Origin of the sequence: Desulfuromonas sp. CSMB_57 (genome assembly GCF_020194955.2) — a bacterium.
Taxonomy (GTDB): Bacteria; Desulfobacterota; Desulfuromonadia; order Desulfuromonadales; family Syntrophotaleaceae; genus JAFCIY02.
This window is the reverse complement of sequence record NZ_JAFCIY020000038.1, coordinates 25,247-37,336: the sequence shown is the minus strand read 5'-3', so window position 1 is coordinate 37,336 and position 12,090 is coordinate 25,247. Positions and strand designations below refer to the sequence as shown.

At 62.8% G+C, this 12,090-nt stretch carries 11 protein-coding genes; 1 reads left to right on the top strand and 10 read right to left on the bottom strand.

Annotation, left to right across the window (positions count from 1 at the left end; all coding sequences use genetic code 11):
• Positions 1 to 40: 40 nt before the first annotated feature.
• The 10 genes from JQN68_RS11195 to JQN68_RS11150 all read right to left on the bottom strand — a co-directional run bounded on the left by JQN68_RS11195 (position 41) and on the right by JQN68_RS11150 (position 11,141).
• The gene (locus tag JQN68_RS11195) at positions 41 to 1,588 is read right to left on the bottom strand and encodes an SLC13 family permease (RefSeq protein WP_225072914.1); all 1,548 of its coding nucleotides are present in this window, start codon (positions 1,586 to 1,588) and stop codon (positions 41 to 43) included.
• The gene (gene mog / locus JQN68_RS11190) at positions 1,585 to 2,136 is read right to left on the bottom strand and encodes a molybdopterin adenylyltransferase (protein WP_225072915.1); all 552 of its coding nucleotides are present in this window, start codon (positions 2,134 to 2,136) and stop codon (positions 1,585 to 1,587) included. The genes JQN68_RS11195 and mog overlap by 4 nt, the downstream gene beginning before the upstream one ends.
• Positions 2,137 to 2,415: 279 nt before the next feature.
• Entirely contained in the window at positions 2,416 to 2,916 is a 501-nt protein-coding gene (locus JQN68_RS11185) for an FKBP-type peptidyl-prolyl cis-trans isomerase (protein WP_225072916.1), read from the bottom strand.
• A gap of 196 nt (positions 2,917 to 3,112) precedes the next feature.
• Positions 3,113 to 3,583, bottom strand: coding sequence for an FKBP-type peptidyl-prolyl cis-trans isomerase (locus JQN68_RS11180; RefSeq protein WP_225072917.1), 471 nt, complete (start codon positions 3,581 to 3,583; stop codon positions 3,113 to 3,115).
• A complete protein-coding gene (locus tag JQN68_RS11175; RefSeq protein ID WP_225072918.1) occupies positions 3,558 to 4,367 on the bottom strand; it encodes a phosphorylase family protein in 810 nt (269 codons plus the stop codon). The genes JQN68_RS11180 and JQN68_RS11175 overlap by 26 nt, the downstream gene beginning before the upstream one ends.
• A gap of 3 nt (positions 4,368 to 4,370) precedes the next feature.
• Entirely contained in the window at positions 4,371 to 5,390 is a 1,020-nt protein-coding gene (gene hpnH, locus JQN68_RS11170) for an adenosyl-hopene transferase HpnH (protein WP_225072919.1), read from the bottom strand.
• Between the two features lie 128 nt (positions 5,391 to 5,518).
• On the bottom strand, positions 5,519 to 6,256 hold the full coding sequence (locus JQN68_RS11165; RefSeq protein ID WP_225072920.1) for a tetratricopeptide repeat protein: 738 nt from the start codon (positions 6,254 to 6,256) through the stop codon (positions 5,519 to 5,521).
• Positions 6,253 to 7,080: a phosphate/phosphite/phosphonate ABC transporter substrate-binding protein gene (locus JQN68_RS11160; protein ID WP_225072921.1), complete on the bottom strand. Its 828-nt coding sequence runs from the start codon at positions 7,078 to 7,080 to the stop codon at positions 6,253 to 6,255. Before JQN68_RS11160 ends, JQN68_RS11165 begins: the two co-directional genes overlap by 4 nt.
• Before the next feature lie 2 nt (positions 7,081 to 7,082).
• Complete coding sequence (locus tag JQN68_RS11155; protein ID WP_225072922.1) at positions 7,083 to 9,761, bottom strand: MMPL family transporter; 2,679 nt, start codon at positions 9,759 to 9,761, stop codon at positions 7,083 to 7,085.
• A 3-nt stretch (positions 9,762 to 9,764) separates the two neighbouring features.
• Positions 9,765 to 11,141 carry an aspartate aminotransferase family protein gene (locus JQN68_RS11150; RefSeq protein ID WP_225072923.1) on the bottom strand — a complete coding sequence of 459 codons (1,377 nt, stop codon included), beginning with the start codon at positions 11,139 to 11,141 and terminating at the stop codon, positions 9,765 to 9,767.
• A 377-nt stretch (positions 11,142 to 11,518) separates the two neighbouring features.
• On the opposite strand from JQN68_RS11150, the gene JQN68_RS11145 reads away from it, so the two are divergent.
• On the top strand, positions 11,519 to 12,082 hold the full coding sequence (locus tag JQN68_RS11145) for an ANTAR domain-containing response regulator (protein ID WP_225072924.1): 564 nt from the start codon (positions 11,519 to 11,521) through the stop codon (positions 12,080 to 12,082).
• Positions 12,083 to 12,090: the final 8 nt, after the last annotated feature.

The following is a 12,090-nucleotide window of genomic DNA, read 5'->3' as shown; positions in this document are numbered from 1 at the left end:
CCGGGATGGCTCGCGCCGCCGGCGGGAGCCATCCCGGGCATCAAGGCATGAAACCGGAAGGGGCGCCGAACAGGGGAAGAACCAACAGCCAGGTAATCAGGGGGATCAACACCAACCCGATGAGATTCAGGACAAAGCCACTGCGGGCCATCTGTGGAATGGTCACATAGCCGGACCCGAAAACGATGGCATTGGGCGGCGTTGCCACCGGCAGCATGAAGGCGCTGGAGGCCGCCAGGGCGGCCGGCACCAGCAGCATCATGGCATTATGGCCGATGCCTTCGGCGACCGCCGCCAACAGCGGCATGGCCATGGCCGCCGTAGCCGTATTCGAGGTCAGTTCGGTTAAAAAGATGATCAGGGTCGTCACCATCAGCACCAGCAACAGCAGGGGTGCATCCCCGAACAGTTGCACGCGACCGGCCAGCCAGGCCGAAAGGCCGGTTTTATCAAAACCGGCCGCCAGAGACAGACCACCCCCGAACAGGATCAACACCCCCCAGGGAAGACGCTCCGCCCATTCCCAGTTGAGCACGAAACGCCCCTGCCGCCAATCGATGGGAATCAGAAACAGCAACAAGCCCCCCATCAGCCCGATGCCGGCATCGCTCAGACTGGCCGAAACCGGCAGCAACTTCACCAGCAACGGCCGAAAAATCCAGGCCAGGGCGGTGACGGCGAAAACCAAGCCGGTCCAGCGTTCCCCCTTCGACCAGGAACCCAAGGAACGCAACTCCGCCTCGATAAGGCGGCGGCCGCCGGGCACCTTGAGCAGTTTCATGGGATGGGCGATGCGGGTCAACCACAGCCAGCACAGCACCAGCATGACCGCGGAGAGAGGCACGCCGACCAGCATCCAGCGGGCGAAGGTGATTTCCAGGCCGTAGTGCTGCCGAACATAGCCGGCCAGCACCGTATTGGGCGGGGTACCGATGAGGGTCGCCATGCCGCCGATGGAAGCGGCGTAGGCGATGCCCAGCATCAGGTTGATGCCGAAGGCAAAGCGTTCCGGAGCGAAATCAATGACCTGGTCCAAGCCCTCGCGCCGGCCCTCCTCCACTATCTGACTGATGACCGCCAGCCCGATGGGCATCATCATGAGGGCGGTCACCGTATTGGACACAAAGGCCGAAATGGCGGCGCTGGACAACATGAAACCAAAAATCAGACGACTCGGCGAGGTACCCACGAAAAACACGATGCTCAGCGCGATGCGACGGTGCAGGTTCCAGCGCTGCATGCCCAAAGCGATGAGAAAACCGCCCAAAAACAGAAATATCAGCTCATTGGCGAAAGGTGCGGCCGCGTCTTTGATGGGCATCACCCCGGTCAGGGGCATGAGCACCAGGGGCAGCAGGCTGGTAGCCGGGATGGGGATGGCTTCGGTAATCCACCACACCGCCATCAGCAGGGCGATGGCCGCCATGGGCCAGGCGGCAGCGGGCATATCGGCCGGCACCGGCAGCATCAGCATTCCGAAAAACAACAGCGGTCCCGCCAGCAAGCCGATGCGGCGCCGCAGGCCCAGGTTTTCCACGATCTGAGTGGCGCCGTCCCCCGCTTCCGGGCGTCCCGTTTCCGGGCTCATGCGCCACCTCCCTGGCCGGGCCGAAAAGCGACGATACGCTGTTCGTTGGTGGTCAGGCGCGGTCCGCCGATGAGATCGATGCAAAAGGGAATGGCGGCAAACACCGCATCCAGGCACTCGGCAATGGCCCGCGGCTGCCCGGGCAGGTTGATGATCAGACTGCCGCCGCGGATGCCGGCGGTCTGGCGGGAGAGGATGGCCGTCGGCACCTTCTGCAGGGACACCTGCCGCATCAACTCACCGAACCCCGGCAGCAGTTTCTCACAAACCCCCTCGGTGGCTTCCGGGGTCACGTCGCGGGGCGCCGGACCGGTCCCGCCGGTGGTGATGATCAGGCAACAACCGGTGGCGTCGGCCAGTTCCATGAGGGTTTCCTGCAGACCGATGCGATCGTCCGGGACCAGACGGCTGTGCTCCTCCCAGGGTGAAGTCAATACCTCGTTCAGATAATCGCGAATGGCCGGGCCGCCCCGATCCTCATAGATGCCCTGACTGGCCCGATCCGATACGGTGACCACGCCAATGCGGGCCACGGTTCCATCCACCATTTGAGCCCCTCCTCCCCGGGCGGCCGCGGCCGCCATCCAATCCCCAAACTTGCCCGGAAATCGTAACCGGCACGACTCCTGAAGCCGGAGCCACAACCGCCGACCGCCTGCAAACCGCGCCCTTCCCGGTGGGTTGTTCGGAAGTCTGTCGGACTTGGGGAACCGTCACCGAAAAATGGGCAATCGAACTCCGCTCTGCGCGGCCCCTGATCCACAGCCTGCTCATTCCGAAGGGGCCAGGATACGGATATCCTGGCCCCGGAAAAAATGCAAATCAATTCAGTGTTTGCCGCAGCCCTGGCAGCCCTTGTGACCGGTGCCGCAATGCTCTTCCTGAGCCTTCGCTTTGAGGCCGGTTTCGACCACTTCGATGTCGAAAACCAGGGTTTTGCCGGCCATGGGATGATTGGCATCAAGGCGCACGATGGCCTCTCCGATTTCGACCACGGTAGCCGGCACCGGCTTACCCTGGTCGTCGCGCAGATGCAGACGCTGACCGATGGTCAACTCCATGTCGGCCGGAACCCGTTCGCGCGGAAATTCGACCAGCAGTTCCGGACGCGTTACGCCGTAGGCATTTTCGGGCGGAATGGTTACGGTGGTTTTATCGCCGGCCTGCAGGCCGATCACGGCGTCATCAAAGCCCCTGATGAGCTGGCCGGCACCAACGGTGAACTGCAGCGGTGCGCGACCTTCGGAGGAGTCGAAAACCTCACCGTTTTCGAACCGCCCCGTGTAATGGACCTTGATGGTATCGCCCGACTTGATGGTTTCTGCCATGAAAAACATCTCCTTGTTCTGGTATGAATCGACGGCGCCCGACCCGAATCCGAGTCGGCCCGCCGGGTAAGGTCCGGATACCGCAATCCCAACGCGGAACATATTGGAAATCCGGACGGTTCCAGGTCCGGCCCGGACCATCAAGGGTCATTCAAGGCCAGGAGCGGACCCGGTGCAAATCATGGTCATCGAGTGATCAGGCCGGATCTGGAGCAGCAAACAGATCCGTCGGCTTCAGCCCCGTGGCCAGCACTTCGATGTCATACTCGATGATACGGCCGGACAGAGGATGATTGGCATCCAGGCGCACGGTATTTTCGTCCACTTCCACAACCCGTGCCGTCACCACCTGTCCGCCCTGCAAGGGCAGTTTCAGCTGCAATCCGACGCGCAATTCAAGGGGCGCCGGAAAGCGATTGCGTGGCAGGCTGAACACCAGATCCTCCCGGTGGACCCCGAAGGCCTGCTCCGGCGGCAGGGAAACAGTCTTACGCTCTCCGGCCACCATGCCGATGACGGCTTGGTCAAAACCCTTGAGCAGGGGAGCCGTCCCAACCACAAAGGTGAACGGAGTTCGAGTGGTGGAATCGTCGAAAACCTCGCCCCCCGCAAAGCGCCCCTGGTAATGAACCCGGATGATGTCACCGTCCTTGATCGCAGCTGTCATACGCCCCGTCTCCCAAATAAGAAAAACAATCCGATTCCTGCAACCCCCGCCAACCCTGCCCCAAGGCCGTCAGCGCGCACTTGAACTGGCGCTGCATGCGCCACATTTCCAGCAGCGAAAGGGGACGACGCAACAGAGTTTTGAGAATTCGCAACACCTGCGGCCGGCCCTGCTCGTCAACCAATCCCAACAGCTCCGGCGGGATTCGGCAGTCGGCCGGATCGCACACTGCGCGCAGTGCGAAAAAGGGCAAGGCCGCCTCTCGGGCGACCTCCGCCACGGCGGCACTTTCCATATCCACCGCCAGCGCTCCACATGATTGAAAAGCGCGATTTTTCGCCAGGGGTTCCAGTACCGGACGAGCCACGCTCAGCAAGGGACCAAACCGCACGGGGAGGTTGCGATGGGCCAGATTCCGGCACAGCCTGCCCGCCCAATCCGGGGGCAGGAACTGGTCGACACGGCCCGCCAACGGCAGAACCTGGCTGGCCAGCACCAAATCGCCGCTACCCATGGCCGGATCCAGCCCCCCCGACACACCGAGCACCGCCAACGCCGTCGCGCCCTGTTTGACCAGCCAGCGGCTTGCCGCCGCCGCCCGGCAGGAGCCCATGCCGCCCTGCACCCACAGGGCCTGGCGGCCGCCGCCCAATTCATGGCGGCAGGTCAGGTATCCTTCCAGATTCCGCCAACCAGAGCGGCCGGCCATGGCGCGCCCTTCCGCAGGCAGCGCCACCACCACCCCCAACAGGGGTTCCTTGACTGCCCTTTGCGCTTTCCTCATGGACTACCCTTGCCCATTTCCGGGTCCCCGCAGCCATACCCCGAGAGCTTTCAATGGATGCAGGGCATTGTCCAGGACCGCGGTCGGTTCGAATCCGCAATGCACCATACAGTCGGCGCAGCGCGGGTCGTTCCCGGTTCCGTAACAACTCCAATCGGTCTCGGTCATGAGTTCCGAAAAACTTGCCGCATAGCCGTCGTTGAGCAGATAGCAGGGCCGCTGCCAACCGAAGAGATTGGCCGCCGGGGTACCCCAGGGAGAACAGCGATAGGCCTGACGGCCGGCCAGAAAGTCGAGGTACAGGCTGCTGTGGTTGAAATGCCAGTTGCGTGTCCGGGACATTTTCAGTAACTGCCGAAACAGCGCTTGGCTGCCCTGGCGGCCAAGAAAATTTTCCTTCTCCTCCGCGCTCTCGTAATTGAAGGCCGGCGCCACGGTCATGCCCTCGACCCCCAGGGACATGAGGAAATCGAACAATTCCGAGGCACTTTCGACGGTTTCGTCCCCGAAAAAGGTGGTATTGGTGGTCACCCGAAAGCCGCGTTCAACCAGCAGGCGAATCGCCGCTACGGCCTGATCGAAAACGCCCTGCCGATTGACCAAGGCATCGTGTTTGGCCCCCATGCCGTCGATATGCACGTTGAAGGTCAGATAGGGTGAGGGGTGGAAGTCTCCGATGCGCTTCTCTACCAGCAGCGCATTGGTGCACAGGTAGACAAACCGCTTGCGGGCCATGAGTTCACGGGCGATGAGATGGATCTCCGGATGCAGCAGGGGTTCGCCGCCCGGCAGGGACACCATCGGCGCACCGCATTCTTCGGCCATGGCGACGCATTCCTCGACGGTCAGGCGCCGCCGCATGACATCCGGTGGATGGTCGATCTTGCCGCAGCCCTTGCAGCGCAAATTGCACTGGAACAGCGGTTCCAGCATCAAAACCAGGGGAAAGCGGCGCCGACCGGCCAGCAACTGCCGGGCGATGTAGGCGCCGATGCGAATCTTCTGAATGGCTGGAACGCCCAAAATCTTCTCCTTGAAACGTGGTACGCGCCGAAAGGGTGACTGAAAAGATCGCCCTTCGGTTTTCAACCCAAAGCGAGTGGAAGCAAGGTTCCGGAAACTCTCTGGAAACTAAGCGACGGCGAACTCTTTCATGTCCCGCCGATGGCGGTGCAAAGCCGCTGCTGCAGTTCCAACGTGCGCCGGCCCAACCCCTCGGCATCCGCTGCCGACTGCAACTGCCGCCAAGCCTCTGTCAGCTCTGAACAGGCGGCTGCCGGTTCCTCGATGGCCAGCAGAGCTTCGGCGAGCCCAAGCCGGTTTTCCGTAAAATCGGCGGCCCGCCGCACCGCCTCGCGAAAATAGGTCACAGCCTGATCCGGATCGCCGATGCTGACCGGAAAGGCCGGGGCCCGCAGGTAGAGATCCCCCAGCATGCGGGCGGGACCGGCATGGTCGAGCACCGGATCGAGCTGCAGCGCTTTCAGTGCCGCCGCCTCGATGACCTTGACCAGCGGCAGGGCCTGCAGCGGCGCCCGTTGCGCCTCCAGCCCGGCCAGGTACCCGGCCAGATAGTGCGCCGTGCCGCTGGTGGGAAAGGCCGCCGCGGCCTGCTCGGCCAGAGCGCGGCCGGCGCGGGCGGCGGACAAATCGCCGCCTTGCTTTTCCACGAGGGTGGCATAACAGGCCGCGCCCTGCAGGGCGGCGGTCGGATCCTGCTCTGCCGCGGCCGCCAGGGACCGCGCCTCGGCCAGAGTACAGGGCTGCCAGAGCGCCACTTGCGGAGCCTCCCCTTCCGCCACGGCAACTGGACGCGTCAGGCGGGAGGCGGGCAGGCAGCCGTAAAGCAGGAATAGTAACCCAAGAACCGGCCAGAGCGCAACTTTCATGGCCGCGCCAATTTCAGGGTGGCTAGACGCCCGTCAACCGGGCCGAAACCCTCCGTTTGCAGCAATTGCAGCAGACTGGCGGCGGCCGGATCCTGCTCCATGCCCTGCAATACTTTGGTCAGTTGAGCCGTCCGGGCATCGGGCGCACCGAAAGTCACCACCGGCGAGGTGGGCAGCGGTTTGCTTTGCAACAAAACCCGCAGTTGCGCGAACTGAGGCAGGGCCTGCAGAGCCTCCCACTGCGGCCGATCCAGGACCGCACCGGCAATACGCCCGGCAAGCACCGCCCGCACCGCCGCCAGAGGCTGAAAAGTCCCTTCCAGAGCAAAGGGCAGCTGGCCGGGGTGGCTGGCGAACAGCAACTGACCGGCGGCCGCCTGGTCGAACAGCATGGTTCCCGAGACCTTGCCCTGGAGTTGGCGCCACTGGGCCGGTCCCTTGGGACCGACTACCAGCCGCCAGAGATCCTGGTCGCTGCCGCCGGGACGGGTGGCGGCGGCCGGCCGCAGATCGAACCGCTCGCGATTTTCCAGAAAAAACCCGAGGCCGACAATGCCCCAACGGGGTCGGGCGGTCTGCAGGTAGGCCTGGGCGCTGTCGGCCCGGTTGAAATAGCGTCCCTGTATGGCCACCTGTTTGCCGAGCTTGTTCTGCAGATATGCCGCCAAGGCATCCATCACCGGTTGGGCATCCTCGGGGGTGCCGGGCTGACCGGGTTGAATGATGACAAAATCGAGGCGCTGCTGGGCCAGTGCCGGGCGAACACCGACCAGGACCGGCAGCATCATTAATACGATCAATACGGTTGTCGTGCAACGTTTCATGGTTATTCCTCCATGGCGCCGCCTTGCGGCAGCACCAGTTTGAGAACCGCCGGCAAAACCAGAATGCAACTCAGCATGCAAGTCAACGACCCCAGCACCATGACTCCGCCCAGGCTGGCCAGGCCGCGGTGATGGGCCAGCAGCAGACCGCCGAAACCGATCATGGTGGTGGCAAAGCTGAGGGTCACCGCCATGGGGGTACTGGTGTCGAACAGGCTTCCGGACGACATGGTGTTCCAACGTTCCTGCAGATGGACCCCGCCATCGACGCCGATGGCGATGAGAATGGGAATGGCGAAAAAATTGGCCAGGTTGAAGCTGAGGCCGAGCCAGCCCATCAGTGACAGCAACCAGATCAGCCCTACGCTCAGAGGCAGCAGGGCGAGCAGGACATAGCGGATGGATCGCGACGACAGCCAGAGCAGCAGGCTGACCAGCAGCAGAGTCAGCACCGCGGCGCTGAGAAACGTCCGCCGCATGAGTTGCGCCGATTCATAGACGCTGATGGGCACGCCGGTGACACCGTCATCAACCTGCCGCATTTCAGTAACGAACCGCGTCAACTTCTCAAACTGCCAGATATCTTCGCGCGGCACGATTTTGACCTGGATGCGGCCATCGCGTCCCACAAACAGGTTGCGCAGGCTTTCTGGCATGGTGTCAAAAGTCACCGGCGCCGCCGTCAACCAGGTTCGCAGCTGCCGGAGCGCCACCCGGATATCCTGCTGCACCTGGGCCTGAAACGGCACCAGCCGCCGGGCACGCTGCGGTTCCTCGGACAACTGCGCGCGGGCGCTGTCGATGGCGTTCAGCAGAGCATCGACCCGGGCCGTCTCGGCTCCGGCGCCGGCCGCAAACAATTTTTCGACCAGACTGTCCAGGGCGCCGCCAAGCCGGGCCAGAGCAGCACCCAGAGCGACCCCGTCGACGCTGTCCGACAGCGAATCCGCGGCCGGTTCCGCCCCCAAGGCTGCAGCGGCGGCGGCGAACAGTTCCGCCTTGCGCTGTTGCGCATCGGGCAGGTAATCGCTCAGGCTCTCCACATGGCCCACCGTCGGCAGAGCGGCAAAACGTTTTTGCAACTCCTGCTCCTCGGCCAGATCCTCGGCCACGGCGATAGCGTACCAGGTGGATTCGTCGGAGGCTGCGATGAGTAACTTTTCATATTCTACCGACTCCAAGCCGCTAGCCTGGAGTTCCAGCAGGTTGTAACTGAATCGTACGCGCGGCAGACCGGGCAGCAACAACAGGGTGACGAGGCCCATAATCCCCAGCAGGCGCTTGGGATGTGCAGTCAGTCGGCCCATGAACGGCAGGGACACCATGCGGGGCGGGGCCTTGGGGGCCCTGCTGTGCCCTCCCACCAAAAGCAGCAAGGCCGGCAGGATGGTCAGCATGGCGGCCAGACAAAGCAGAATGCCGGTGCCGCCGATCAGTCCGAGTTGGGCCAGACCGGTAAAATCCGAACCGACTACGGCATAAAACGCGCACACCGAGGTCACGGCACCGAGGATGACGCCCGGTCCGGTATGGATCAGGGCGATGCGCACGGCATCCTCGACGCTGCGCCCGGCATGCCGGCACTCCACGTACCGCATCACCACATGAACACCGAAATCGACGCCGATCCCGATGAGCACCAGCACGAATACGATGGACAACAGGTTCAACACCCCCAGGGTGGCGGTGGTGAAGCCGAAAGTCCAGGCAATGGCCATGGCTTGGGCGCAAACCACCAGCACCGGACGCAGCCAGCCATGCAGCACCACCATGAACAGGACCCCGACCAAGGCCGCGGCAATGAGGGAGGCGCGAGTCATGTCACGATTGGTGGTGGCCATTTCATCGGCCTGTAACACCGGTCGCCCGGTAAGGCCGGATTTGACCTGGGGAAACTCGGCCTGGGTTTCGGCCAAGGCTTCGCGAATCGCCGCCAGGGGAGCGGCGATGACGTCCATGGTGCCGTAATCCTTGGCCGGCAGAATGCGCATGATGAGCAGACGCTGATCGCCGGTAAAAAAGTAGTGCCGGCTCTGGTCGCGAAGGTCGAACACCGGGCCGCTCAGGGTCTGGCCCATCAGGGTCCCATCGATACCGCCCAGCAAAGACTCGAGACCATCCAGGGCCGGCGCCAGCATGCGCGGATCGAAACCGGCCCCCTCCCCGCCGCCGGCGAGCAGACCGGCCATGCGGTCGACGAGTTCGACCAGGCTGCCGTTTTGCAGCCAGGCATTGCCCTGGGGGCCGAGGGCCGACACCATGTTGCCGAGTTCGGCGGCCTCTTCCAAAGAGGCGTAATAGAGCGCACCGGGCCCCAGGTCATCGGCCGTCATCCGGTAATAGAGGGCCTCGACATGCTCGGGATGGGCCCGCAGGCGGGCGGCCAACGCCTCGGAGAAAGATTCGGCCTGACGGCGGCCATCCGGGGTCGGTTCCGCTTCGATCACGACGTATAAATATTCCTGGTCGCCGAAATTCTCCAGGGCTTCCAGATAGCGCTGCTGATAGGGCACCTTCGGCGACACCAGCTTGTCCTGGTCGCTGTCCAGCTTCAAAAACAGTACCGAAGCCAGGGCGGAAAGAGCCGCCAGGATCAGTCCGGTCCCGATGATGGTCCGCGGCGCCCGGGAAACCAGGCGCCACAAACCCGCAACCAAGCCGTCAATCAGCCGGGATACCATGGTTCAGGCACTCTGGAGGGTGCGGACCGCCATTTTCTTGGTGGTCGACCAGGCGGCGCCGGGGAAGCGATGCACATCCTGGAGCACATCCTCCATGGCATTCAGGAACAGGTCGGCCTCCTCCCGGTCGATGACCAGGGGCGGCAGGATCTTGACCGTATCGAGGCCGTGTCCGGCCACCTGGGAAAGGATGTGGTGCTTTTCCATCAGGGGCATGGTGATCATCTGCCCGAACAGATCGGCGTTCATCTTGTGCACCAGCTTCCAGCCGGTTTTCAGGCTCAGAGATTTGGGCTCGCCGAACTGCAGCCCGATCATCAGGCCCCGGCCCCGCACTTCATGCAGCATTTCGTAACGACCGATCTTTTCCCTCAGGCCGGCCAAGAGGTAATCACCCACCTCGGCGGCCCGCTCCACCAGGGCCTCGCTCTGCAGCACGTGCAGGGTGGCCAGCCCGGCGGCCATGGCCAGATCGTTCTGACCGAAGGTATTGGAATGGGCAAAGCAGCGCTCCATGCTGTCGAACACCCGGGCATGAATGGCCCGCTTGGTGATCACCGCGCCGATGGGCACGAAGCCCCCGGACAGGGCCTTGGAAACCGCCATGATATCCGGCACCACGTTCCAGTGGTCGACGGCGAACATCTTCCCGGTGCGGCCGAATCCGGTCTGGACCTCGTCGGCAATCATCAGGGTGCCGAAACGATCGCACAGGGCGCGGGCGCCGGGCAGATAATCGTCATCGGGCACGAACACGCCCTTGCCCTGGATGGGCTCGAAGATAAACGCCGCCACGTCACCGCCGGCCAGGGCCTGTTCCAAGGCATCGAGATCGTTGAAGGGCACCTGGATGCAGCCGGGCAACAGCGGCTCGTTGCGATCCCGGAATTCCCGGTTGCCGTTCACCGAAAGGGCCCCGAGGGTCAAGCCGTGAAAGGCATGAGCACAATGCACCACCTTGTGACGCCGGGTTGCCTGGCGAGCGAACTTGAGGGCGCCCTCCACGCTTTCGGCCCCCGAATTGGTGAAGAACACCGCATCGAGATCGCCGGGTGCCACCGCCGTCAGGGCTTCCGCCAACAGGCCGGAAATGCCGCCGAGATCCATCTGCACCATGTTGGGCGGATCGGCATCCAGCATCTCGTGCAGGACCTTGGCCACCAGGGGGTGATTGCGACCGATGTTGAAGACCCCGAATCCGGCAAGAAAGTCCAGCACTTTCCGCCCGTCGGCATCATACAGATAGGCCCCTTTGCTGCTGGTGTAATTGCGGTTGAAACCGATGACCTCCAGCACCCGCACGAACTGCGGGTTGATATAGCGACGATGCAAATCGTAGGTTTCTTCGAGGCGGTTTTTGACCAGGGAAACGATATCCATGACAACAACTCTCCTTTGTGGAACAGATGCATGTAAACGGAAATGAAAGCGCCCGGCGGTCCTCCCGACCGTTTCCATCGCGCGCCCGACGGCAATCAGCCGGGCAAAAAACCGTGCGGCACATGGAAAGACGGACCGGAAAACTCCCGGGCAAACATTCGGCTTGAATCTTCGCGAAAATCGTATTTTAGGGCAGCAGGGGCAAGCATGTCCACCCGAAAATGACAGACCTTGCCCGACCGCGCGCGTTTCCGGTGCGGCCACCAGCCGGGCCGAAGGGCCCTGACCTGCCTCCCAACGACCCGGCACCTTTCCTGCACATGAAGCAACAGTCCGTTAATAATTTCCGTCTTCATATCCTGTTGGAGGATTGCGCAGTGAAAAGCGTCCTGGTCGTCGATGACAAACCCGAAATTCGCCGCAGCATCGCAGATGCCCTGATCCGTTACGGATTTACCCATATCCTTGAAGCGGAAAACGGCCGGCAGGCCGTCGACCTGGCACTGGCCAACCAGCCTCTGCTCATCGTCATGGACTACGTCATGCCGATTATGGACGGCATTACCGCTGCTGAAATAATCAGCAAAAAGTGCCCGACGCCCATCGTGCTGCTGACGACACGGGCAGATCCGGAAACCGTGGAAAAAGCGCGCCTGGCCGGCATCAGCAACTATGTGGTGGAACCTTTCCGCGAGGACCAACTGTTTCCGGCCGTGGATCTGGCCATCCATCATTTCATAGAAGTCGCCAGCCTGCGCCAGGAGGTGGCCAAGCTGAAAGACACCCTGGAATCCCGTAAGGTCATTGAAAAAGCTAAAGGCGCCCTGATGAAACAGGGGCTGTCCGAGGACGAGGCCTACCGCAAGATCCAGCGCATGGCCATGAACAAGCGCAAGAGCCTGCGCGAGGTGGCCGAGGCCATCCTCCTGACCCTCGACTGAGCCGGCCC

What these genes read in the sequence shown, in the direction of transcription:
- JQN68_RS11185 (WP_225072916.1), bottom strand. Translation starts at nt 2,916, where the DNA reads ATGGCAGAAACCATCAAGTCGGGCGATACCATCAAGGTCCATTACACG.
- JQN68_RS11195 (WP_225072914.1), bottom strand. Translation starts at nt 1,588, where the DNA reads ATGAGCCCGGAAACGGGACGCCCGGAAGCGGGGGACGGCGCCACTCAG.
- JQN68_RS11160 (WP_225072921.1), bottom strand. Translation starts at nt 7,080, where the DNA reads ATGAAACGTTGCACGACAACCGTATTGATCGTATTAATGATGCTGCCG.
- JQN68_RS11155 (WP_225072922.1), bottom strand. Translation starts at nt 9,761, where the DNA reads ATGGTATCCCGGCTGATTGACGGCTTGGTTGCGGGTTTGTGGCGCCTG.
- mog (WP_225072915.1), bottom strand. Translation starts at nt 2,136, where the DNA reads ATGGTGGATGGAACCGTGGCCCGCATTGGCGTGGTCACCGTATCGGAT.
- JQN68_RS11165 (WP_225072920.1), bottom strand. Translation starts at nt 6,256, where the DNA reads ATGAAAGTTGCGCTCTGGCCGGTTCTTGGGTTACTATTCCTGCTTTAC.
- JQN68_RS11175 (WP_225072918.1), bottom strand. Translation starts at nt 4,367, where the DNA reads ATGAGGAAAGCGCAAAGGGCAGTCAAGGAACCCCTGTTGGGGGTGGTG.
- JQN68_RS11180 (WP_225072917.1), bottom strand. Translation starts at nt 3,583, where the DNA reads ATGACAGCTGCGATCAAGGACGGTGACATCATCCGGGTTCATTACCAG.
- JQN68_RS11150 (WP_225072923.1), bottom strand. Translation starts at nt 11,141, where the DNA reads ATGGATATCGTTTCCCTGGTCAAAAACCGCCTCGAAGAAACCTACGAT.